Here is a 23200-nt window from a genome sequence, read left to right as displayed (position 1 = left end):
ACGGCCGTATCTTCCTATTGAAGCTAGGAGACGGCAAATGCTTTTTTCCCTCACGACCCAGGAATTGATGGAACGGCCCGACCTCTGGGAGGCAGTTCATCGTTTGCGTTACAGAGTTTTCGTCGAAGAGATGGGATGGACCGATCTGCAGCGCCCCGATGGCCTCGAGATCGATCAATTCGACCACGACGAGGCAGTGCACCAGATCGTCATCCGCAATGGCGAGCTCGCCGGTTACCAGCGGATGTTGCCGACGACCCGGGCACATCTTCTAACCGATGTGCTGGCGGACCTTTATGAGGGAACCCCACCTTCGGGCCCGAATGTCTATGAACTGACCCGCTATGCGGTTGCGCCGGGGTTCCGCGACGGCCGGCGCGGCGTGTCGACGGTGGGCACCGAGCTGATCGCTGGCTTCGTCGAGTGGGGTCTGAAGCGCAACGTCAACCAGGTGATCATCGAATTCGAGCCGATGTGGGTGCTTCGCGCGCTGCAGCTGCATTTCCTGGCAACGCCGCTCGGTTACCAGCGTACCTATGGCAACCAGCAGGTCGTTGCCACACTGCTCACCTTCAACGAGCACACGCTCGACGTGGTGCGTTCGCGCCGCAACCATTTTGCGCCGGTGCTGGCCAGAGGGTACCCGGACATGCTCGGACAGAGACGCGCCTCGTGAGATTGGAGAGAGCCATGAACGTTCACTCAAAAGCAGAATTCCGCAATCACACGCTGATCGTCACGGTGTCGTCGGGTGACGGCCGCCCGGTGCTGGACAGGCGGGCCTATGAAAGCCTGGCCAGGACATTCCACGAAGCCGCTGTCGACGACGACGTCCGCGTTGTGGTCCTGCGCGGCTTGGCCGGGTGCTTCTGCCTCGGTGCCGATTTCTCCGAATTTCTCGACGCCACCAAACATCGGCGACTGATCGCCGCCGTCACCGATATGTTCCGCACGCTGGCGACGTTCCCGAAACCGGTCCTTGCCTGTGTCGACGGAGACGCCGTCGGCGTCGGCTGCACCATACTGTTCCACTGCGACATGGTGGTCGCCTCGAGCAAGAGCACCTTTCGGGTGCCGTTCGTCGATTTCGGCCTGGTGCCGGACGCGGCGACCAGCATCCTGGCGCCGCAGAAGCTCGGCTATGCCGGTGCGTTCCGCTTCTTCTGCCTGGGCGACACGCTCGCCGCCGAAGATGCCAGGGCGCTGGGCCTTGTCGGCGAGATCGTGACGGACGGGAGCGTCGAGGAAGCCACGTTGGCAAGGGCCAGGCAGCTCGCCAAGAAGCCTGTCGCGGCGCTGCAGCAGACGCGCCACCTGCTTAGGGGCGACACCGGCGCGCTCTGCGACCGCATCGACCAGGAGATATCGCTTTTCCAGCAGGCGCTGCAGGACCACACCACGCTGAAGCGACTGCAGCGGATTGCCCGGCTGGCGGCATGAGAGCCGCGCATCGATGAGGTGAGCTTATTTTTCGAGGAAAGTCGGCCCTTCGCCGATGATCTTCTTGTCCTCCTTGCCGATGACATCGAGGTCGCGGCCGTCATAGGGAAGCGAGAGGAGAATGCGCTGCATGACGGCCAGCCGCGCGCGCCGTTTGTCGTTCGCCCGCACAATGATCCAGGGCGCGAACTCCTTGTGCGTGCGCTCGACCATCAGGTCGCGCGCTTTGGTGTATTCGTCCCATTTGGTGATGCCGGCGATGTCGATCGGCGAAAACTTCCAGCTCTTCAGCGGGCTCCAGCGGCGGTCATGGAATCGCTCGAGCTGCGTTTCCCGGCCGATGTTCAGCCAGAATTTGAAGAAATGTATGCCCTCGTTGCGGATCATCCGCTCGAAATGCGGAACCTCGTCCAGAAATTGCTCGTGCTGCTCGGGCGTGCAGAATCCCATCACCGGTTCAACGCCGGCGCGGTTGTACCAGGAGCGGTCGAAGGTGACGAATTCGCCCGACGTCGGGAAGTGGTCGACGTAGCGCTGGAAGTACCATTGTCCAAGCTCGGTGGGCGTCGGCTTGGTCAGCGCCACGTTGCGCGCCGTGCGAGGGTTCAGATACTGGCGCAAAACGAAGATCGTGCCGCCCTTGCCGGCAGCGTCGCGCCCCTCGAACAGCGACATTACCCGCTTGCCTGTCGACTGTAGCCACGCCTGCGCCTTGACCAGCTCGATCTGCAGCTTCTCTAGCCTCTCGTCGTACTCCTCGCTCTTCATCTTCTTGTCGTAGGGATAGCCGCCGGCGGTCAGCTTGCGGTCCTCGACCCAGTCGGGAAGCGTGGGGGCCTCGATGTCGAACTCCCGCTCCTTGCCGTGGATCATGATCTTCAGCGGCCCCGATGAGGGTGCGGCGGGGATTTCCCTGGCGTTTTTCATCGAGACGAACCTTTCCAGCTTCCGGACTCATGCTATTGGGAGCCTTACTGCATCGGCCCGAAAATCGGAATCGATTTTCGGAAAGAACGATGCAGCATATAAAGTGGTAGAGCGTCCTTTGTGCGTCCAATTGGACGCACTGTGCTCTAGCGCCGGTCCAGCAGGAAGTTCTTGAATTGGCCGCAGACGGAGCGCAAATGGCCGACATCGGCACAGAGCGGAAAGGCAGGGCGCAAGCCGTCGCCATGCGGCTGTGGAACAGCCGCTGGCTGCTGGCGGCCGGCTTCGTTGCGGTTCTGATGGTCTATGGCTTTGCCGGCATGTCCGGCTATGTGGTGCTGCTGGCAGGCGTCGTGCTGGTTGCCGCTGCAATGCTGCCGGCCGGCGTCGCGCGTCAATCGACCGAAAATGCCGCGGCCATCGAGGCGAGCGGTCTGCAACGGCTTTCGGGCGAATATCTCGCGGCGGCGGTTGCCGATCCGCTGATCATTTTCGATCGCTCCGCCGCCATCGTCCACGCCAACGCCGCCGCCTTTGCCGCCTTTGGCGGGATTGCCCCCGGCATGTCGCTGTCGCTGAAATTCCGCGCGCCGGAAATGCAGGCCTTGCTGGATAGTATCTTGGCGGGCAACATCGCTTCGGACAGCGTCGACTACATAGAAAAGCTGCCGGTCGAACGAGCCTATCGGGTGAGCGCGTCTTCTGTCGGCCATGCCACGGATCTCTACGTGCTGGTGTTCAAGGACCAGAGCGAGGCGCGCCGGATCGACAGAATGCGCGCCGATTTCATTGCCAATGCCAGCCACGAGCTGCGCACGCCTCTCGCCTCGATCGCCGGCTTCATCGAGACGCTGCGCGGGCCGGCCCGCAACGACCCCGCGGCGCGCGAGCAGTTCCTGCAGATCATGCAGAACCAGACCAGCCGCATGGCGCGCCTCATCGACGACCTTCTGTCGCTGTCGCGCCTGGAGATGAAGCCCTATCTCAAGCCGGGAACCGAGGTCGACCTGCGCCAGGCCATCGACAGCGTCATCGATTCGCTTGGGCCGCTCGCAAAGGAAAACGGCGTCGTCATCGAGCGTGATTTCGCGGAAGGGCCGCTCGACATGCCCGGCGATCGGGACGAGCTTTTCCAGGTCTTCGAAAACCTGCTGGAAAACGCCTGCAAATACGGTCAGTCGGGCGGACGCGTCGTGGTGTCGATCATGCGCAGCGATAGCGATCCCGAACCGGGCATCGACGTCACCATCAGGGATTTCGGCCCCGGCATCCCCGAAGAACACATCCCGCGCATCACCGAGCGGTTCTACCGCGTCGACGTCGAGAACAGCCGGACCCAAAAGGGCACCGGCCTTGGCCTGTCCATCGTCAAGCATATCCTGACGCGCCACAACGCCAGGCTCTCCATCAGGTCGGAGGTCGGCAAGGGTGCGGCGTTCACGGTCCATTTGCCGGCTCGCTGACGCGGTACTATCTCTAGGACATAATGGGCCGTTTCTTTTTTCTGTCATCCGGCTAGCGTATCAACGGGGATTCGAGGGAACGACTCAACCACGAGATCCCGGGAAGGCATTTCGTCCATGCAGTCCGTGCATATCGTCAGCGCCTATGACGAGGAGCTGAAATATCTGTCGAAGCGCATCGCGGCAATGGGCGGGCATGCCGAGCGCATGGTCGAGCAGGCAGTCGCGGCGCTGGTCAATGCGGATCCGGGGCTTGCCCAGAAAGTCATTCGAGACGACCTGGTTCTGGATGAGGGACAGCGCGAGATCGACGACAAGGCGATCATCATCATCGCCAAGCGCCAGCCGATGGCGACGGATCTGCGCGAGATTGTCGGCGCGATCCGCATCTCGGCGGACCTCGAACGGGTAGGCGACCTCGGCAAGAACGTCGCCAAGCGGGTGGTTGCCGTCGCTGACGGGCGCCAGCCGAACAGCCTGTTCCGCGGCCTCGAGGCTTTGGCCAATCTGGCACTGACCCAGCTCAAGGAAGTACTCGACGTCTACGCATCGCGGTCGGTTGAAAAAATCAGTTTCGTACGCGACCGCGACGACCAGATCGATGCCATGTACACCTCGCTGTTTCGCGAGTTGCTGACCTACATGATGGAAGACCCACGCAACATCACGCCCTGCACACATCTCCTGTTTTGCGCCAAGAACATCGAGCGCATCGGCGACCACGCCACCAACATCGCCGAGACGATCTACTATATCGTCACCGGCGATCAGATGCCGGCCGATCGTCCGAAGGGCGACAAGACGGACAAGATTATTCTTCCCGCAACGCAACCAGCGAAGTGAGTTCTCTCAGCAATGATGCGAATTTCGGATTCGCCACCTGAGAGACAATTGCGCTAAGCTTTCGACGCGCCGACTTCTCAGTTCCGCGACGAAGGCCCCGCCTTCAGGAGGCTGCGATGGAATACGTCCGCGAGTTTGCTCCTGCGCCGCCGATGTCAGGCATAATCGCCTGCGGTGTCTATACGGCTGGGCGGCGCATCGCCGACATTCCGATCGAGGAAGCCGGTGAATGGGCCGGGAAGCCAGGCCACGTAGTCTGGATCGGACTGCTGGAGCCCGACCGCAATTTGTTGCTGCGCGTCCAGGCGCAATTCCATCTGCATGAGCTGGCGATCGAGGACGCCGAGCATCCGCACCAGCGACCGAAGATCGAGCAATATGGTGATGCCCTGTTCATCGTTGCCCGCACGGCGCAGCTGATCGACAGCCGTGTCACTTTCGGCGAGACGCATCTGTTCGTCGGCGCCGGCTACATCGTCAGCGTCAGGCATGGCCCGTCGACCTCCTACGCCGCCGTTCGCCAGCATTGGGAAAGCTGCCCGCATTCCCTTGCCAAGGGCGAGGATTTCGTCCTCTACGCCATTCTCGATTTCATCGTCGACAACTACATGCCGGTGCTCGAGCAGATCGAAAACGAGGTCGAGGCGATCGAGGACAAGGTTCTGCTGAAACCGATGACCGGCTCCGATATCGAGCGGCTTTACATGCTGCGCCGCGATCTCTTGCGCCTGCGCAACGCGGCCCTGCCGCTGGTGGAGGTCTGCCGGCGGCTGACCAGCGCCGATCTGCCGCAAATCCACACAGCCATGCACCCGCTGTTTCGCGACGTCACCGACCACATCCGCACTGTCCAGGAAAAGATCGACAGCCTGCGTGAGGTTCTCGCCTTCGCCTTCGAGGCGAGCCTTCTGGTCGGTCAAAGCCAGGAGACGGCGATCTCCAAGAAGCTTGCCTCATGGGCCGCCATCTTGGCCGTGCCGACGGCATTCGCCGGCATTTACGGCATGAATTTCAGCGACATGCCGGAACTGAGGATGGAGTATGGCTACCCGGCCGTCCTGGCGGCAATTGCCCTGATCTGCACGTTTCTTTACTGGCGGTTTCGCAAGAATGGGTGGCTATGAAGCGTAGGGCAGTAGGGCAGTAGGGCAGTAGGATATCGCTTCTGACCACGCTTCTCTGCAATTCACCACATACTGCCGTACTGCCCTACTGCCTTACTCCCCTAACTATCTGCTCCGCCGCCGCTCGGATGCCGGCTGGAACGCCACGCGGGCATGGTACTTGCAGTAGGGCCCGGTTTCGGCGGCGTCGTTGCCGCAGAAATGGAAGTCTTCCGAAAGCGGATCGCCATTCGGCCATTTGCAGGTGCGCTCGTTCAGCTCGACGAGTTGCAGATGCCGCGAGATCGGCACGACGACGTTCTCGACCGGGCGGATATAGTGGCGCGCCACCGGTTCGGCATCGAACTGCGCCTTGAGCGCGGTCGCACCGATCGACATCGACGTGGTGGCATGGCGCGTGGCGCTTGCTGCCCGCGACACCGATTTCTGGATCGTCGATCCCTGTACCGTCTTCTTCTGGCGTGCCGGTGAGGCGGTTGTGCGTCCGCGACCGGACAGTTTCAGCCGGTGCACTTTGCCGATGACCGCATTGCGGCTGACCCCGCCAAGCTGTGCCGCGATCTGGCTGGCGCTTAGACCCTCCGACCACAATTTTCTGAGAAGTTCGACTCGCTCGTCAGTCCAGTTCATGAGACCGCGCTCCTGCTGAAACATGCGGCAATCGGAATCCATTCCCGACCCGGCTTCTGCCGGGCAGACACCACATATATCGGGTGATTAGGTCCGCCGCACGAAATCTAGTTATTTCTCTACTACAATTACCTTATGCGCTGACTCGGTGACAAGAGTCCCAAGGCCAACACGAATCGGTTTTTTCGGTTTTCCCCAACTTGCCCGGTCGCTTATGAGCCGGCGTTGTGCTGGAGGGCTTGCCGCACGTCCTTGCGCGACCTTTTCGTTGACTTCACGGCCGAAAAACACGATAAGCCACAAGGGCCGCCGCTTTGGCGGCTTTTTGATTTTTCCGGTTCCGGAGACGCATATAATGAGCGGTTCGGCGCTTTTCGAGACCTTTGTTCGCGCACCCCTGGCTTTCGACCACGGTGAAGGCACCTGGCTGGTCACCGATAAGGGCGAGCGATATCTCGACTTCGCGGGCGGCATCGCCGTGAATTCGTTGGGCTACAGCCATCCGCATCTGGTCGCGGCCCTCACCGAGCAGGCCGCCAAGCTCTGGCACGTCTCCAATCTGTACGAGATTCCGGGACAGAGCCGGCTCGGCGAGCGGCTGGCCGACGCCAGCTTCGCCGACAAGGTGTTCTTCACCAATTCCGGCGCAGAGGCACTCGAATGCGCCATCAAGACGGCGCGGCGCTACCACTTCGTCAAGGGCCATCCCGAGCGCTACCGCACAATCACCTTCGAAGGCGCGTTCCACGGCCGCACCCTGGCGACCATCGCCGCCGGCGGCCAGTACAAATACCTGGAAGGTTTCGGCCCCAAGGTCGACGGCTTCGACCAGGTTGGCTTCGACGATATCGACGCCGTCGAACAGGCGATCACGCCTGAAACCGCGGCGATCCTGATCGAGCCGGTGCAAGGCGAGGGCGGCATCAGGCAAGTGCCGACGCAATCGCTGAAGCGCCTCAGGCAGCTCTGCGATCAGCACGGGCTGCTCCTGATTTTCGACGAGGTCCAATGCGGCGTCGGCCGCACCGGAAAGCTGTTCGCGCATGAGTGGGCGGGTGTCACACCCGACCTCATGGCGGTGGCCAAGGGCATCGGCAGCGGCTTCCCGATGGGTGCCTGCCTCGCCACCGACGAGGCAGCGGTCGGCATGACCGCCGGCGTGCACGGCACCACCTTCGGTGGCAATCCGCTGGCGATGGCAGTCGGCAACGCCGTGCTCGACGTGGTGCTGGAAGACGGCTTTCTCGAGGACGTCCGGCGCAAGGCGCTGCTGTTGAAGCAGGGGCTTGCCGGTGTCGCCGACGAATTTCCGGATGTTATCGAAAGCATCAGGGGCACCGGCCTGATGCTCGGGCTTAAATGCGCGATGCCCAACACCAAGGTCACGGTGGCACTGCGTGACCAGCATCTCTTGACGGTTCCGGCCGGCGACAATGTTATCCGCCTGCTGCCGCCTCTCACCGTCACCGATGCCGAGATCCACGAAGCGCTCGAGCGCATTCGTGCCGGCGCCAAGAGCCTGGCAGATGCCATTGTCGCTGCCGCCGCGAAGTAATCCTGGAATTCCTGATGTCCCTTCGCCATTTCACCGATCTTTCCGCCGTTTCTGAAGGCGATCTGCGCTTCATGCTCGACGACGCAGCTGTGCGAAAGGCAAGGCTCAAGGCCGGCGAACGCAGCAAGCCGCTCGAAGGCAAGGTGCTGGCGATGATCTTCGACAAGCCGTCGACGCGCACGCGCGTGTCGTTCGACGTCGGTATGCGGCAGTTGGGTGGCGAGACGATCATGCTGACCGGCACCGAGATGCAGCTTGGCCGCTCGGAGACCATTGCCGACACGGCCAAGGTGCTGTCGCGCTATGTCGATGCCATCATGATCCGCACCACCTCGCATGACCGGCTGCTGGAACTGACGGAAAACGCTACGGTCCCCGTCATCAACGGGCTGACCGACGAGACCCATCCCTGCCAGCTGATGGCCGACATCATGACCTTCGAAGAGCACCGCGGTCCGGTGGCCGGCAAGACGATCGCCTGGACTGGCGACGGCAACAACGTGCTGCATTCGCTGCTGGAGGCTTCTGCGCGGTTCCGCTTCAAACTGAACGTCGCCGTGCCCGAGGGCAGCGAACCGGCTCAGAAGCATGTCGACTGGTCGAAAGCCAATGGCGGCAAGCTGAAATTCACCCGTTCGCCCGAGGAGGCCGTTCACGAGGCCGACTGCATTGTCACCGACTGCTGGGTCTCGATGGGGCAGGAGCACCGTGCCCGCGGCCACAATGTCTTCTTGCCCTATCAGGTCAATGCGGCACTGATGGCGAAAGCCAAGCCGGACGCGCTGTTCATGCACTGTCTGCCGGCGCATCGCGGTGAGGAGGTTACCGACGAGGTCATCGACGGGCCGCATTCGGTGGTGTTCGATGAGGCCGAGAACCGGCTCCATGCCCAGAAGGCGGTCTTGGCCTGGTGCCTGGGCGCTTGATACGGGCCGCGGTGATCCGGGCCGGCCTGATCCGCGCCGCCTTGATCTGCGCCGCCTTGATCCGGGCCGCCTTGATCCGGAAGTGGGTGGTGCCTATCTCAGGCGCATCACGCAAATCGAGCGCGTCTCGTCGCATGCGCCCCGGAGGGCGGCATCGCCGCGCCCCGGAGCTTTGTCATGTTGGAAACTCATCAATTGGCTGAACATAAACCCAAGCTCGGCGAATTCGGCTACGCCGGCGACGACCATGTCGTGCCGTTCGAGGTCGGCCCGCTCGACGTGCGCGGCCGCACCGTCCAGCTCGGGTCGATGCTCGACGCTATTCTCAGCCGCCACGACTATCCCGAGCCGGTCGCCCGGCTCCTGGCCGAAGCCTGTGTGCTAACTGTACTGCTCGGAACTTCGCTGAAGTTCGAGGGCAAGTTCATTCTGCAGACCCGCACCGACGGGCCGGTCGACATGCTGGTCGCGGATTTCTCCACGCCGCACGCGCTGCGCGCTTATGCCCGCTTCGATGCCGACCGGCTGCAGGCTTTGACTTCTGCCGGCGAGACGTCACCGCAGACTCTGCTCGGCAGCGGCGTCCTGGCGCTGACCATCGACCAGGGCGCTCACACGCAACGTTACCAGGGCATCGTCCAACTCGACGGCGTCACGCTGGAAGATGCCGCACGCACCTATTTCCGCCAGTCGGAGCAGATTCCGACCGACCTCCGGCTTTCGGTTGCCAAGCTTCTGACGCCCGGCGTCGGCGGTGCCCGCGAGCAATGGCGGGCCGGTGGCCTGCTGGCACAATTCCTGCCGCAGTCGGCGGAGCGCATGCGCGTACCCGACCTTCCCGGTGGCGACGGCGATCCGCGTGAGGAAATCCACGACCCGACCGACAATTCCTGGCAGGAGCTGCTGGCGCTGCTTGGTACCATTGAACCGACCGAGCTGATCGATCCGACGATCGGCGCCGAACGGCTGCTTTACCGGCTTTTCCACGAGCATGGCGTCCGCGTCTTCGGCGGCGTGCCGGTCGCCGACCAGTGCTCATGCTCGAGGGAGAAGATCCGCGGCATCCTCGAAGGCTTTTCCGCCGAGGAGATCAGGGACAGCACCGAGGATGGCAGCATTCACGTCGCCTGCGAATTCTGCTCGAAGCAATATGACTTCGACCCGGCGGAGTTTGCAGCGGCTGAATGATGGCCCTCAATTGACGGTGCGCCGCGTGCCTGGCAAATCGAGCGAGAAGGCGGGGATAGCGACGTCGAAGGTCTCACCCCGTTTGTTGCGCATTGTGTAGTGCCCGACCATGATGCCGGACGGGGTCGAGAGCGGGCATCCAGACGTATACTGATAGCTGTCGCCAGGGTTGAGTCCGGGTTGCTCGCCGACGACCCCGGGGCCGCGCACTTCCTCGACCTTGCCGGTGCCGTCGGTAATGTGCCAGTAGCGTGACAGAAGCTGCACGAACTCGTCCGACTGATTGTCGATGGTCACCTGGTAGCCCCAGACATAGCGGTTTTGCGGCGGGTCGGAGTGATCCTCCAGATAGAACGGCCTGACCTGCACTTCGATGTTGCGGGTGACGGCGCTGTACATAAACGGCTCCAAAGCAATGTAGATGGAACTTTCGATGCTCAGCGCAGTTTGGTCAACGATGCGCGGCATCTTCTTGCCCGATCTCAAGCGCAGGTGCCGAAAAACAATGTCATTTGAGTGACACATGACAATGATGGTGTGCAGGCTTGTGCCGGGCGACTCAGCGTTTTGTCGAATTGTTGAAAACGGCCGTCATGCGGCCGGCATTTCTGGAGTGACCAGATCTCGATGGAACCGACATTCGCAGCCGCCCTCCTGTCCATAGCCCTCCTTTTTTCAAATCTCGCCAGCATCCTGTTAGCTTCGCTGAAGCTGAAGCGACCAGCCAGGATTGCACCGCCCGCGGCCAACGCGCCGCCGGTATCGATCGTTGTCCCGGCGCGCGGCGTCGAGCCGTTTGCCGAAGAGACGCTGGAGCGCGCCTTCTCACTCGACTGGCCGCGCTACGAGCTCATCTTCTGCGTCGCTCATGCCGATGACCCGGTGGTCAAGCCGATCACTGCCGCAATGGCGCGGTTTCCAGCTATTCGCGCCCGCCTTCTAGTCGGTGACGATCGGATCAGCGGCAATCCGAAACTCAACAATTGCGTGAAGGGTTGGGAGGCGGCGCATTATCGCTGGGTCATCCTTGCCGATTCCAACGTGCTTATGCCGAGCGAATACGTCCAGCACCTGATGGCGGCATGGCGGCCCGATACCGGCCTCGTCTGCTCGACGCCGATCGGCTCGCGGCCGGACGGGTTCTGGGGGGAGGTCGAATGCGCCTTTCTCAACACGCTGCAGGGACGCTGGCAGTACGCTGGAGCGGCGCTCGGCCTCGGCTTCGCGCAGGGCAAGAGCATGTTGTGGAACAAGCCGATGCTCGACGCCAATGGTGGCATCCGCGCGCTTGCTGCCGAGATCGCCGAGGACGCCGCCGCGACCAAGCTGGTCAACCGGCTCGGACTGCGGGTCAATCTAGTCGCCTCGCCCTTCGAACAGCCGCTCGGCCGGCGCACGCTTGGCGAGATCTGGTCGCGGCAGGCGCGCTGGGCGCGGCTGCGCCGCGTCACCTTTGCACTGTTCTTTGCCCCCGAAATCCTGATCGGCGCGGCGCCGCCGCTGGTGCTTGCGCTGATCGCGGCGGCTGACGCCGGCGTCAGCCTGCCGGCAACCGCCATCGCCGTGCTGGTCGCGGCCTACCTGCCGGAATGCGCCTTGGCCTCGGCCAAGGGGTGGCACCTGTCGCTGCGCACGATCCCGGCGATGATGGCGCGAGACCTGATGCTTCCCGCCATTTGGGCGCGCGGATGGCTGAGCGGCGCCGTCGACTGGCGAGGCAATGTGATGACTATCCAGACCAAGGCCGTCGCGGAGCTGGAAGAGACCCCGTCCGGCGCCTGATCGGCGCGTCCCCGCTCGCCTCTGTTCGGCCAGTCCTTATCCGGCAGCTCTCAACGCTTGCTCGATGTCTTCTAGCAGGTCGTCGGCGTCCTCAAGGCCGACTGACAGCCTGAGCGTTCCCGGTCCGATGCCGAGCTCGGCGCGGGCCTCATCGGTCAAGTTCTTGTGCGTCGTCGTCGCCGGATGGGTGATCAGGCTCTTGGCGTCGCCGAGATTGTTGGAAATGAGCACGATGTCGAGTGCGTTCTGGAAGGCAAAGGCCGCCTGCTTGCCGCCCTTCACATCCACGCAGATCAGCGTCGAGCCGCCCGACATCTGCTTCTTGACCACGGCCGCTTGCGGGTGGTCGGCGCGGCCGGGATAGATGACGCGGGCGATTTGCGGGCGCTCGGCGAGGAAATCCGCGATGCGGCCGGCACTTTCCGTCTGCTGGCGTACGCGCAGCGGCAGCGTCTCCAGGCCTTTCAGCAGCGTCCAGGCATTGAAGGGCGAGAGGCTGGGGCCGGTGTGGCGGAAATAGTCGTGCAGGTTCTCGTCGATCCATTTCTTGTCCGACAGGACGATGCCGCCAAGACAGCGCCCCTGGCCATCAATATGCTTGGTCGCGGAGTAGACGACGATGTGGGCGCCGAGCTGCAGGGGTTTCTGCTGCAAGGGCGTGGCGAAGACATTGTCGACGATCAGCCTGGCGCCAATCGAGTTGGCAAGTGCGGCGACGGCGGCGATGTCGACCACCTCCAGCGTCGGATTGGTCGGGCTTTCCAGGAAGAACAGTTTGGTGTTCGGCTTGACCGCTTTTTGCCAATTGGCGATGTCCGTGCCGTCCACCAGCGTTGCCTCAATGCCATATTTCGGAGCCAGCGTCTCGATCACCCACCGGCAGGAGCCGAACAGCGCGCGCGCCGCGACGATATGGTCGCCCGCCTTGGCGCTGCACAGCAGTGCTGCCGTCACCGCCGCCATGCCGGATGCCGTGGCGCGCGCGTCCTCGGCGCCTTCCAGCGCGCACATGCGTTTTTCAAACATGTCGACGGTCGGGTTGGCATAGCGCGAATAGATGAAGCCCGGCTCCTCGCCCTTGAAGCGGGCTTCCGCCGCTTGCGCCGTCTCGTAGACATAGCCTTGGGTGAGATACATCGCCTCGGAGGTCTCGCCGAAGCCGGAACGCAGCGTCCCGGCATGCACGAGTGCGGTCTGAGGCTTCCAGTCGCGCTTCTTGTTCATCATTCTATCCAACACCAAAAATGGTCCAAACAACAAAAAACCGGTCGCGAAAGTCGCAACCGGTCCATATGGCCTTGCGGCCCGACGGTCCTTTAGCGACTTGTTTAACGTGGCTGCAAGCCGACCGGCCAAATCACCACGGGATAACGACCTTTAGACCCGCGCCACGCTTGCGTCAATTGCCGGCATGATTAAGAGGGTTGTACCAAGCAGGTGCCAAAGGCGTCCACGGTCGGACCTGCGACAGTACAAGACCTCGCCCGGCGTTCGAACGGAGCCAGACCCTTGCGGCAGACAGGCATTCTTCCCGATCAGGATATTTCCGCGCTGTTCCAGTCGGGCGCGCTGAAATCGCCGCGCACGCTCGATGCCGATCAGATCCAGCCGGCCAGCCTTGACCTCAGGCTCGGCGACAAGGCCTGGCGGGTGCGTGCTTCCTTCTTGCCCGGCCCGGACCACAGGGTTGTCGATAAGCTCGACCGGCTGAAGCTGCACGAGGTCAACCTCGCCGAAGGTGCCGTGCTGGAAACCGGCTGCGTCTACATCGTGCCGCTGCTCGAAAGCCTGGCGCTGCCCGCGCATATTTCGGCTTCGGCCAACCCGAAAAGCTCGACCGGACGGCTTGATATCTTTACCCGGGTGATGACCGACCGTGGCCACGAGTTCGACAAGATCGCCGCCGGCTATGAAGGCCCGCTCTATCTGGAGGTCAGCCCGCGCACTTTCCCGATTGTGGTGCGGGCCGGCTCGCGGCTGTCGCAGATCAGGTTCCGCACCGGCAATGCGCTTTTGTCGGAAAGCGAGCTGCACGAGTTGCACCGCGCCGAAATGCTGGTCGCCACCGAACCACCCAATATCTCAGGCGGTGGCATCGCGCTGTCGATCGATCTCGACGGCGACAAGGATGGGCTGGTCGGCTATCGCGGCAAGCACCACACCGGCCTGGTCGACGTCGACAAGCGCGCCGCGCAGGATGTCGTCGATTTCTGGGAGCCGCTCTACAAGAGCGGCGCCGGCGAGCTGGTGCTCGATCCGGACGAATTCTATATTCTGGTGTCGCGCGAGGCGGTGCATGTGCCGCCGCTCTACGCCGCCGAAATGACGCCCTTCGATCCGCTGGTCGGCGAGTTCCGCGTCCATTATGCCGGTTTCTTCGACCCGGGTTTCGGCCATTCGGCGTCGGGCGGCACCGGCAGCCGGGCGGTGCTCGAGGTACGCAGCCATGAAGTGCCGTTCATCCTCGACCACGGCCAGATCGTCGGACGGCTGGTCTACGAGCACATGCTGAAACGGCCGCAAGCGCTCTACGGCACCGATCTTGGCTCGAACTATCAGGCGCAGGGCCTGAAACTGTCCAAGCATTTCCGCGCCGCGCGCTGATCTTGTTCGCAAGCCGTCAGCCGCGAACAAGCCGTCAGCCGCGAAACAGATATTCTTTCGCGGCGCCAAGGCAGCCATGAAACTGACCGATAAAGAGCAGTTCTCGCACTGCCAATCGCTTCTTCCCCCAAAATCCTCTGGTTTGCTTCTCGTCGTCAAGTGAGGCGCTTGAGCTGGACTGCAAGGGGAACAACTGCTTGCCGAGACATCCCAGCACATGGGCTCTGGCGGAGTCGATACCGCAGGCTCTGCCATTGTCGTTCATTCTGTCAGCGCGGAGTGCGGACGTCATGCGATCCGCGTTACGCATCAGAAAGCTCACTTGCGATTTCGAGTAGCCGGTGGCCAAAAGCCGGTTAGTCATCGACATCCGGGCTTCGCGATAGGATTTTGCGCTGCATTGTCCGGCGCTATAAGCCGCTGGGGAGAAATAGGCGAGGAACAGGACTAAACTTACGAACACAGTGCCAATCCGCAGGCCGTTCATCTTTCGCCCCTGAATTCTGTCACCAGTTTACAACGCCTTCACCGCCACCTTCACCGGCTGCTCGATTTCAAGCGGGTTGCGCAGCGGCAGGCCGAAATCCTGGGCCTCGATTTCGAACACGTCGCCGGCCTCGGTCCTGATGCCGTCGGCGAAGGACAGCGTCGCTGTGCCGAACATGTGCACATGCACGTCGCCCGGCTGGCGGAAGGCCGAGTATTTGAAGTGGTGATGCTCGAGATTGCCAATGGTGTGCGACATGTTCGCCTCGCCCGACAGGAACGGCTTTTCCCAAAGCAGCTTGCCGTCGCGCAGGATGCGTGAAGCGCCGCGGATATCGGAGGGCAGATCGCCGATCAGGATCTCCGGCCCGAACGAAGCGTTGCGCAGCTTGGAATGGGCAAGAAAGAGATAGTTCACGCGCTCGGTGACGTGGTCGGAAAACTCGTTAGACAGCGTGAAGCCGACGCGGAACGGGGCGCCGTCGTCGCCGATCACATAAATACCGGCGATTTCCGGCTCCTCGCCGGCATCCTGGGCGAAGGCCGGTGACATAAGCGCCGCCCCGGGCGCTACTGCCATGGTGCCGTTGCCCTTGTAGAACCATTCCGGCTGCACGCCGGTCTGGCCCTTCGCCGGCTTGCCGCCCTCAAGCCCCATGCGGAACATCTTCATGGAATCGGTCAGCTGTTCCTCGCCGTCCGTGCTGAGCTTCTTATGCATGGAATCGCGGGTCGCGGCGGAGCCGAGATGCGTCAGCCCGGTGCCGGTGAGATGGAGATGCGCCGGATCGGGATGGTTGATCGGCGACAGCAGCCGTCCCTTCTTGTAGGCTGCGTCGAGATCGACGGTTTCGCCGAAGCCCTTGCGCTCGATCAGGGCGACAAGCCCGCTCCCGGTGCGCGCGGCCTCCATCGCCAGCGAATAGACGCTGCGGGCGCCGTTGATGACGCGGGTCTTGCCGCCGTTGCGGGCAACGACGCGGATCGTCTCGGCGTCGTCGAGGATCTGTGAGATCAGCATGGTAACCCTCTCTGAATTGCGGGCTGGCCTGCCTTTCTCGGCAAACCCTACCCTGCGCGGCCCGGACCCTGTCCGCGCCTCGGTTGAAATTCTTCGTCCGGATTGCGCTCGCGGATCAGGTCCTTCGGGGGACTTTTTCGCGTCGCCCGGCAGCGCCGCGATGTGACCCGTATGCCTCCTGGTTGCCTCTCAAGCCTTGTTCTTGTTATAGACGTCGAAGACGACGGCGCCGAGCAGCACCAGGCCTTTGACCACCTGCTGCCAGTCGACATTGACGCCCATGATCGACATGCCGTTGTTCATGACGCCCATGATAAAGCCGCCGACCACCGCGCCGATGACCTGGCCGACACCGCCCATCGCCGAAGCGCCACCGATGAACACCGCGGCGATGACGTCAAGCTCGCTGCCGAGGCCCGCCGCCGGCACGGCCTGCCCCAGGCGCGCAGCGATAATCAGGCCGCCGAGTGCCGACAGCACGCCCATATTGATGAACACCATCAACGTCAGCCGTTCGGTCTTGATGCCCGATAGCTGGGCTGCCTTGGCATTGCCGCCCATCGCATAGATGCGACGGCCGATCGTCATGCGTTTGGTAACGAAGACGAACAACGCGATCAGCACGCCCATCACCATGAGAACGATGGGGAGACCCCTGTAGGTGGCGAATTGGTAGACGAGAAACAGCGCCAGCGCGCTGATCACCAGGGTCTTGACGACGAACAGCGAGAAGGGCTCGGCTTCGTAGCCATGCTTCTCGCGGGTGCGCCGTGCCCTGAGTCCGAAATAGGCATAGGCGAGCACGGCGACGAGGCCGATCACGATCGTCGTCAGGTGCAGCGTCAGGCCGCTGCCGACAATGGTTTTGCCGGCGGCGTTGACGGTTGGCGGTATCAGCGTCAATGGGCCGATCAGGTCCGGAATAAAGCCGGAACTGAGCGCCTTGAAGCCGACGGGGAGCGGCCCCACGGAAGACCCGCCACCCAGCAGCGCCTGGCAGATGCCGCGGAAGATCAGCATGCCCGCCAGTGTGACGATGAAGCTCGGTATTCGATGATAGGCAATCCAGTAGCCTTGTGCCGCGCCGATCGCGCCACCCACGATCAGGCAGATGATCGACACCACCAGCGGATTGCTCAATGGGCCAAGCGGCCAGATGACCATCATCATCGCCGCCAGCGCGCCGATGAAGCCGGCGACGGAGCCGACGCTGAGATCGATATGGCCCGAAACGATCACCAGAAGCATGCCCAGCGCCATCACGATGATGAAGCTGTTCTGCTGAACCAGATTGCTGAGGTTCACCGGCTTGAACAGCGTTCCGGACGTGGTGAACTGGAAGAACACCATGATTGCGATCAACGCCAGCACCAACCCGTATTCGCGCAGGTTGGTGACCAGCGCCGAGACGGCAATGCGAGGTCCCTGTTGTAGGTCCTGGGCAACGCCGGTCTGCGGCCCGGGAGCGCTTTCGGTGGTCATGATGCTTTTCCTTCTCCGCGGACGATGGCGCGCATTATCTTTTCCTGGCTGGCGTCGCTTGCCGCCATTTCGCCGACGATGCGTCCTTCGTTCATGACGTAAATGCGGTCGGTGATGCCGAGCAGTTCGGGCATTTCCGACGAGATGACGATGATTGCCTTACCCTCGGAGGCGAGACGCGCAATGATCGTATAGATTTCATACTTGGCGCCGACGTCGATACCGCGTGTCGGCTCGTCGAGGATCAGCACTTCCGGATTGGCGAACAGCCATTTCGACAGCACCACCTTCTGTTGATTTCCGCCAGAAAGGTTGCCGGTCATCTGGTAGACGCTCGAGGCGCGGATATTGGTCCTGCCGCGATAATCATTGGCGACCGAAAGCTCGCGCAAATCGTCGATCACGCCGTGGCGCGACACGCCGGGCAGGTTGGCCAGCGTGATGTTGTGCTTGATATGGTCGATCAAGTTGAGACCGTAGGTCTTGCGGTCCTCGGTAACGTAAGCGATGCCGTGTTCCACCGCCTTACTCACCGAAGAGACATCGATCGGCTTGCCGTTAAGGAACGCCTCGCCGGTGATGCGACGGCCATAGGACCGGCCGAACAGGCTCATGGCAAACTCGGTCCGGCCGGCGCCCATCAGCCCGGCAATGCCGACCACTTCGCCCTTGCGGGCGTTGAGGTTGATACCCTTGATGACCTGCCGCTCGGCATGGATGGGGTGGTAGACCGACCAGTTTTTCACTTCGAGAACGGTCTCGCCGATCTTCGGCTCGCGCGGCGGATAGCGGTCGTCGAGCGAACGGCCGACCATCGAGGTGATGATGCGGTCCTCCGAGATGTCCTTCTTGGTCAGCGTCTCGATGGTCCGGCCGTCACGGATGATGGTGACCTTGTCGGCGACCCGGTTCACCTCGTTGAGCTTGTGTGAGATGAGGATCGAAGTGATGCCCTGCCGCTTGAATTCGAGCAGCAGATCGAGCAGCGCCTGGCTGTCCTTTTCGGACAAGCTCGCCGTTGGCTCGTCCAGAATGAGCAACTTCACTTCCTTGCTGAGCGCCTTGGCGATCTCGACCAGCTGCTGCTTGCCGACGCCGATATTGGTGATCAGCGTGTTGGGGTCTTCCTTGAGGCCGACCTTCTTGAGCAGGGCGCTGGTGCGCGTCTCGTTGGCGTTCCAGTCGATGACGCCATATCTGGCCTGCTCGTTGCCGAGGAAGATGTTTTCGGCGATCGACAGCATCGGCACCAGCGCAAGCTCCTGGTGGATGATGACGATGCCCTTGCGTTCGCTGTCATGGATGCCTTTGAAATGGCACTCATCGCCGCGATAGATGATCTGGCCGTCATAGGTGCCGGACGGATACACGCCCGACAGCACCTTCATCAGCGTCGACTTGCCGGCGCCGTTCTCGCCGACCACGGCATGGATCTCGCCTTCCTCGACCATGAGCTTGACGTTCGACAGCGCCTTGACGCCGGGAAACGTCTTGGTGATGTCGCGCATCTCCAAAATCGTCGATGCCATTGAGAATACCACTCCTGCGAGGTCCGCAAACAATACCGGGCTGGCTCGCCAACGAAAAGGGGCCCTGCCTGCGCAGGACCCCAGGCTTTGTAACCGCGATTACTTCAGTTCTTCGGCCTTGATGTAGCCGGAGTCGACCACCAGGGCCTGGTAGTTCGACTTGTCGACGTCATGCGGCGTCAACAGGATCGAGGGAACGACCTTGACGTCGTTGTTGTAGGTCGTGGTGTCGAGGCCTTCCGGCTTGCCGCCCGAGAGCACCTTGTCGACGAGTTCGACCGTCGCCTTGGCGAGTTCGCGGGTGTCCTTGAACACGGTCGAATACTGTTCGCCGGCAATGATCGCTTTGACCGAAGCGGTCTCGGCGTCCTGTCCGGTGACGACCGGCCATGGCTGATCGGCAGTGCCGTAGCCTACGGCGCGCAGCGAAGCGATGATGCCGCGCGACAGGCCGTCATAGGGCGAGAGCACGCCATCGACGCGGCTGCCGTCCGAGTAGTTGGCGGAGAGCAGATTGTCCATGCGGGCCTGGGCGGTTGCCGCCAGCCAGCGCAGCGTGCCGACCTTGTCCATGCCCATCTGGCCGGACTTCACGACGAGGGTCTTGTCGTCGATCAGCGGCTGAAGAACCGACATGGCGCCGTTATAGAAGAAGAACGCATTGTTGTCGTCCGGAGAACCGCCGAACAGCTCGATGTTGAACGGACCCTTCTTCTCGGGATAGCCGAGGCCCTTGAGCAGCGATTTGGCCTGGATGACGCCGACGCCGAAATTGTCGAAGGTGGTGTAGTAGTCGACATTTGGCGTCTTCTTGATCAGGCGGTCGTAAGCGACGACGACGACGCCGGCGTCATTCGCCTTCTGCAGCGCATCGCCCATCGTGGTGCCGTCGATCGAAGCGATGATCAGCGCCTTCGGGCCCTTGGTGATTTCGTTTTCCAGCTGGCTGAGCTGGTTCGGAATGTCGTCCTGTGCGTATTGCAGGTCGACAGTGTAGCCCAGAGCCTCGAGCTGGGACTTGACGGCGTCGCCGTCGTTGATCCAGCGCTGCGAGGTCTTGGTGGGCATCAGCACGCCGATCAGGCCTTCGCCCGCCTGCGCCGGCAGCGTCATAGCCGCGATGCCTAAGGCCGCGACGGCGGCCAGTGTCTTGATAATCTTCACATTAACTCTCCCTGGTTGATGGACGCGTACCCTTGGGTTTCGTGGGCCGCGCAATCGTGCAGGAGCGCCAAACGCGCCGCTGCCGTCAATCGATCTCCGGTATCCTCCCAATCGGCCCCGAGACTCTGGTTTCAATCGATACGAGTTTTCCCTCGTCACCAACCCGTCAAGTCTCAGGACGCGCGAAGGGTGTGTCGCTTTGACATAACTGTCAAATGCGATCTTTGATGGTTGCTATATCGAAACCGATATGGCTAAAGCTAGTGGCGAGGCTGCCGGATGATCAGCCGGGGCGCCGGGTACATAAGTAGGGAAAATCATGGCGGCGCTGCGAAATCCTGGCGGAATATCAGCCGGTTACGATGAAATCCCGGGTGATGGCGGAACCTTGCTGCGCAGCGGCTTGAGCCTGCGTCACATGCGCATGATCGCAGCCCTCGACGAGCACGGCCGGGTCAGCGCCGCGGCCCAGGTCATGAACATCTCGCAGCCGGCGGCCTCGCGCATGATCGCCGAGATGGAGGCGGTGCTCGACGTCAAGCTCTGCGAAAGGCTGCCGCGCGGCATCACGCTGACACCCTATGGCAAGGCGTTGGCACGGCGCGCGCGATCGATCCTGCTCGAGATGCGCGAGGTCGACCGCGAGATTTTCGAGCTCAAGGCGGGCAAGGGCGGCTCGGTGTTCCTGGGCGCGGTGACAGCACCGGCGATCGAGCTGGCGGTGCCGGCGATCCGCGAGATCCGGCGCCTCTATCCGCGCATCGAAATCACCATGCAGGTCGAGACCTCGAACGTGCTGGCGCGCGAGCTGATCGCCTCCCGCCACGATTTCATCATCGCCCGCATTCCCGACGACCTCAATCCGCGGCTGTTCGAAGCCCGCGTCATCGGCGTCGAGAAGGCCTGCCTGATCGTGCGCCGCGGCCACCCGCTGACCAAGGCCAAGGCGGTGCGGCTGGAAGACACCGCCGCCTATGACTGGGTCTTCCAGTCGGGCGGTTCGCCGCTGCGCCAGGCGATGGAAAGCAACTTTTTGAACCGCAACATCGCGCTGCCGGACCGCATCCTCAACACCAGTTCGCTGCTATTGACTCTGGTCATGGTCGCGCAATCCGACGCCATCGCGCCGGTGTCGATCCAGGTCGCGAAGTTCATCCAGAACCCGGAAGGCCTGGCCGGCGCCATCGATGTTGTCCAGACCGAGTTCGACATCGAGGTCAGGCCCTACAGCCTGATCACGGTGAAGAACCGAGCGCTGTCACCGGCAGCCAAGATGCTGCACGATTTTATTTTGCGAGAGGTGGGCTGAGGGTTGGAGCGGGTAGCGGGGCGCATCCCGTGGCCGGCCAGACGACCAGACAGGCCCGCCTGAGCGGCGCCGGTGCACGTTGGCAATACCGCGTGGTGCTCAAAAAAAGCCCGCCAGCAGAGCCAGCGGGCCAAGGGTAGACATTTCCGGTTGGGGTCATTCGAGGCCCCGCCGACCCTCAATGTGAGATATTCCACGAGCTGGCACATCGGCCGAACAGATGAAAGGCGGCCAGCCGGGCTGCAAAAAAACTGGCTGTGAATTTCGCTGGTTTTCAGCCTGGCCAAAACAAGTGCAACGCACCGGGGCAGAAGCTGGAGCGGGTAGCGGGAATCGAACCCGCGCGTTCAGCTTGGGAAGCTGACAAGCTACCATTACATCATACCCGCGCTGTTCTTCCGATATCATGGCCCGGCGCCGATGCGCAATCCGGTTTGAGGGCTCGGCTTGATGCCGGGCGGTCAACTGCGTATTTCTGGGCATGTGCCGAATCGCGGCACTCGACTGTGGAGACAGGCCTTGTCCGCACTGAACCGCTTTCTCGGCGATACGCCGCTCCGGGTGATCTTGAAGCTGCTCGTGGTGTCGTTCCTCGTCGGCCTGGTCATGAACGCCTTCGGCTGGTCGCCGATGGACGTGCTTTACGGCATCCGCAAGTTCTTCATCGATCTCTGGAACCTGGGCTTCCACGCCATCGACCGCTTCCTCGGCTACATCCTGCTCGGCGCCGCGATCGTCGTGCCGGCCTTCATCCTGCTCAGAATCGCTAACTACCGGAAGTGAATTTCAGGCGTAGCCCGCAGCCACCTCGAACAGGATGGCGTGCCGTGCGGCAAGTGCTGCGACATCCGTCGAATAGCCGCCGCCGATAACGCCGCACACCGGTATGCCAAGCGTGCGGAAATGGCGGATCACCATATCGTCGCGGGCGCGCAGCCCGTCATCCGTGAGCGACAACCTGCCGAGCCGGTCCTCGGCATGGACGTCGACCCCGGCATTGTAGAAGACGAGGTCCCAGCGTCTTCGCGCCGACAGCTCCGGCAGGATAGCGCCGAGCCGCTCCAGATAGGCCGCATCGCCGGTTCCGTCGGGCAGGGCGATGTCGAGATCGGAGGCGATCTTGCGCGCGGGGTAGTTGCGGTCGCCATGCATGGAGAAGGTAAACACGCGCGGCTCGTCGCCCAGGATGTCGGCCGTGCCGTCGCCCTGATGCACGTCGAGGTCGACGACCAGGATGTTTTGGACAGCAGCTTCGGCGAGCAGCACCAGCGCAGCTATGGCTACGTCATTGAAGGTGCAGAAGCCCGCACCTTGCGCGCGCCGTGCATGATGACTGCCGCCGGCCGTGTTGCAGGCGATGCCGTTCAGCAAGGCCAGCCGGGCTGCCAGCACCGTGCCGCCCGTGGCGAGCTGCGCCCTCAGCGAAACCCGCTGTCCAATAGGGAAACCGATCTCGCGCTCGATCCTCACCGGCACGTCGCAGGCTAGCACATGGTCGACATAGTCTGCAGCGTGGGCAAGCTTCAGCCATGATGGCCGCGCCGCCTGTGGCATGTTGAGTGCTTCGGGCCGCGCCAGACCGCGTGCCCGCAAGGCTTCCATCAGCAGCGGATATTTGCTCATCGGGAAGCGGTGGTTGACGGCGAAACCGGCGTCGTAATCGGGATTATGAACGATCTGCAAGGGCATGGGACGGCCGGTGCGCCAGAGGCGGGTTTTCGGTTGAC

The 23200-nt window shown here is 62.4% G+C and carries 22 protein-coding genes, 1 tRNA gene and 1 riboswitch; of the genes, 12 read left to right on the top strand and 11 right to left on the bottom strand.

Annotated features, from left to right (window positions below; translation table 11 throughout):
• Positions 1-37: 37 nt before the first annotated feature.
• Both RQ479_RS17540 and RQ479_RS17535 read left to right on the top strand, forming a co-directional pair.
• Positions 38-676 carry an acyl-homoserine-lactone synthase gene (locus RQ479_RS17540; RefSeq protein WP_023677342.1) on the top strand — a complete coding sequence of 213 codons (639 nt, stop codon included), beginning with the start codon at positions 38-40 and terminating at the stop codon, positions 674-676.
• 14 nt (positions 677-690) lie between these two features.
• The gene (locus RQ479_RS17535; protein WP_376702002.1) at positions 691-1440 is read left to right on the top strand and encodes an enoyl-CoA hydratase-related protein; all 750 of its coding nucleotides are present in this window, start codon (positions 691-693) and stop codon (positions 1438-1440) included.
• A gap of 24 nt (positions 1441-1464) precedes the next feature.
• On the opposite strand, the gene ppk2 is transcribed toward RQ479_RS17535, so the two are convergent.
• A complete protein-coding gene (gene ppk2, locus RQ479_RS17530) occupies positions 1465-2367 on the bottom strand; it encodes a polyphosphate kinase 2 (protein ID WP_376702001.1) in 903 nt (300 codons plus the stop codon).
• A gap of 197 nt (positions 2368-2564) precedes the next feature.
• Between ppk2 and RQ479_RS17525 the strand changes: the two genes are divergently transcribed.
• The 3 genes from RQ479_RS17525 (at position 2565) to RQ479_RS17515 (ending at position 5797) form a co-directional block, all read left to right on the top strand.
• Positions 2565-3830, top strand: coding sequence for a sensor histidine kinase (locus tag RQ479_RS17525; RefSeq protein ID WP_376702000.1), 1266 nt, complete (start codon positions 2565-2567; stop codon positions 3828-3830).
• Positions 3831-3947: 117 nt separating this feature from the next.
• On the top strand, positions 3948-4673 hold the full coding sequence (gene phoU, locus RQ479_RS17520; protein ID WP_376701999.1) for a phosphate signaling complex protein PhoU: 726 nt from the start codon (positions 3948-3950) through the stop codon (positions 4671-4673).
• Positions 4674-4789: 116 nt separating this feature from the next.
• Positions 4790-5797 carry a magnesium and cobalt transport protein CorA gene (locus RQ479_RS17515; RefSeq protein WP_023677347.1) on the top strand — a complete coding sequence of 336 codons (1008 nt, stop codon included), beginning with the start codon at positions 4790-4792 and terminating at the stop codon, positions 5795-5797.
• Between the two features lie 105 nt (positions 5798-5902).
• On the opposite strand, the gene RQ479_RS17510 is transcribed toward RQ479_RS17515, so the two are convergent.
• Positions 5903-6427 (bottom strand): GcrA family cell cycle regulator, encoded by a 525-nt coding sequence (locus tag RQ479_RS17510; protein WP_023677348.1) that lies wholly within the window; start codon positions 6425-6427, stop codon positions 5903-5905.
• A gap of 355 nt (positions 6428-6782) precedes the next feature.
• Between RQ479_RS17510 and RQ479_RS17505 the strand changes: the two genes are divergently transcribed.
• The 3 genes from RQ479_RS17505 to RQ479_RS17495 all read left to right on the top strand — a co-directional run bounded on the left by RQ479_RS17505 (position 6783) and on the right by RQ479_RS17495 (position 10096).
• Complete coding sequence (locus tag RQ479_RS17505; RefSeq protein WP_376701998.1) at positions 6783-7982, top strand: aspartate aminotransferase family protein; 1200 nt, start codon at positions 6783-6785, stop codon at positions 7980-7982.
• Positions 7983-7996: 14 nt separating this feature from the next.
• Complete coding sequence (gene argF / locus RQ479_RS17500) at positions 7997-8908, top strand: ornithine carbamoyltransferase (RefSeq protein WP_292659512.1); 912 nt, start codon at positions 7997-7999, stop codon at positions 8906-8908.
• A gap of 177 nt (positions 8909-9085) precedes the next feature.
• Entirely contained in the window at positions 9086-10096 is a 1011-nt protein-coding gene (locus RQ479_RS17495; protein ID WP_376701997.1) for an Hsp33 family molecular chaperone, read from the top strand.
• 6 nt (positions 10097-10102) lie between these two features.
• Here RQ479_RS17495 and apaG read toward each other — a convergent pair whose 3' ends face one another.
• Positions 10103-10495: a Co2+/Mg2+ efflux protein ApaG gene (gene apaG / locus RQ479_RS17490; protein ID WP_254816331.1), complete on the bottom strand. Its 393-nt coding sequence runs from the start codon at positions 10493-10495 to the stop codon at positions 10103-10105.
• 228 nt (positions 10496-10723) lie between these two features.
• Here apaG and RQ479_RS17485 point away from each other — a divergent pair, with 228 nt between their 5' ends.
• The gene (locus RQ479_RS17485; protein ID WP_376701996.1) at positions 10724-11878 is read left to right on the top strand and encodes a ceramide glucosyltransferase; all 1155 of its coding nucleotides are present in this window, start codon (positions 10724-10726) and stop codon (positions 11876-11878) included.
• Between the two features lie 36 nt (positions 11879-11914).
• Here RQ479_RS17485 and RQ479_RS17480 read toward each other — a convergent pair whose 3' ends face one another.
• Entirely contained in the window at positions 11915-13105 is a 1191-nt protein-coding gene (locus RQ479_RS17480) for an O-succinylhomoserine sulfhydrylase (RefSeq protein ID WP_376701995.1), read from the bottom strand.
• A gap of 69 nt (positions 13106-13174) precedes the next feature.
• A riboswitch (SAM riboswitch) is annotated at positions 13175-13252 on the bottom strand.
• Between the two features lie 135 nt (positions 13253-13387).
• Here RQ479_RS17480 and RQ479_RS17475 point away from each other — a divergent pair.
• The gene (locus tag RQ479_RS17475) at positions 13388-14482 is read left to right on the top strand and encodes a 2'-deoxycytidine 5'-triphosphate deaminase (protein WP_376701994.1); all 1095 of its coding nucleotides are present in this window, start codon (positions 13388-13390) and stop codon (positions 14480-14482) included.
• Between the two features lie 34 nt (positions 14483-14516).
• Here the strand turns inward: RQ479_RS17475 and RQ479_RS17470 are convergent, their stop codons facing one another.
• The 5 genes from RQ479_RS17470 to chvE all read right to left on the bottom strand — a co-directional run bounded on the left by RQ479_RS17470 (position 14517) and on the right by chvE (position 20164).
• Positions 14517-14969, bottom strand: a complete 453-nt coding sequence (locus tag RQ479_RS17470; protein WP_376701993.1) for a hypothetical protein — start codon at positions 14967-14969, stop codon at positions 14517-14519.
• 27 nt (positions 14970-14996) lie between these two features.
• Positions 14997-15989, bottom strand: a complete 993-nt coding sequence (gene araD1 / locus RQ479_RS17465; RefSeq protein ID WP_292659523.1) for an AraD1 family protein — start codon at positions 15987-15989, stop codon at positions 14997-14999.
• A 189-nt stretch (positions 15990-16178) separates the two neighbouring features.
• Entirely contained in the window at positions 16179-17471 is a 1293-nt protein-coding gene (gene mmsB / locus RQ479_RS17460; RefSeq protein ID WP_376701992.1) for a multiple monosaccharide ABC transporter permease, read from the bottom strand.
• Entirely contained in the window at positions 17468-19000 is a 1533-nt protein-coding gene (gene mmsA, locus RQ479_RS17455; RefSeq protein WP_376701991.1) for a multiple monosaccharide ABC transporter ATP-binding protein, read from the bottom strand. The genes mmsB and mmsA overlap by 4 nt, the downstream gene beginning before the upstream one ends.
• A 99-nt stretch (positions 19001-19099) precedes the next feature.
• Positions 19100-20164: a multiple monosaccharide ABC transporter substrate-binding protein gene (gene chvE / locus RQ479_RS17450; protein ID WP_376701990.1), complete on the bottom strand. Its 1065-nt coding sequence runs from the start codon at positions 20162-20164 to the stop codon at positions 19100-19102.
• A 319-nt stretch (positions 20165-20483) separates the two neighbouring features.
• On the opposite strand from chvE, the gene RQ479_RS17445 reads away from it, so the two are divergent.
• Positions 20484-21473 (top strand): LysR family transcriptional regulator, encoded by a 990-nt coding sequence (locus RQ479_RS17445; RefSeq protein ID WP_376701989.1) that lies wholly within the window; start codon positions 20484-20486, stop codon positions 21471-21473.
• 315 nt (positions 21474-21788) lie between these two features.
• Here the strand turns inward: RQ479_RS17445 and RQ479_RS17440 are convergent.
• A tRNA-Gly gene (locus RQ479_RS17440) sits at positions 21789-21862 on the bottom strand.
• Between the two features lie 130 nt (positions 21863-21992).
• Here RQ479_RS17440 and RQ479_RS17435 point away from each other — a divergent pair.
• Entirely contained in the window at positions 21993-22256 is a 264-nt protein-coding gene (locus tag RQ479_RS17435) for a DUF6460 domain-containing protein (protein WP_023677362.1), read from the top strand.
• Positions 22257-22259: 3 nt separating this feature from the next.
• Here RQ479_RS17435 and RQ479_RS17430 read toward each other — a convergent pair whose 3' ends face one another.
• Positions 22260-23162, bottom strand: coding sequence for a histone deacetylase (locus RQ479_RS17430; protein ID WP_376701988.1), 903 nt, complete (start codon positions 23160-23162; stop codon positions 22260-22262).
• Positions 23163-23200: the final 38 nt, after the last annotated feature.

The organism is Mesorhizobium sp. ISC25, assembly GCF_042295465.1.
Lineage (GTDB): Bacteria > Pseudomonadota > Alphaproteobacteria > Rhizobiales > Rhizobiaceae > Mesorhizobium.
This window is presented reverse-complemented; position numbering and strand designations above follow the sequence as displayed.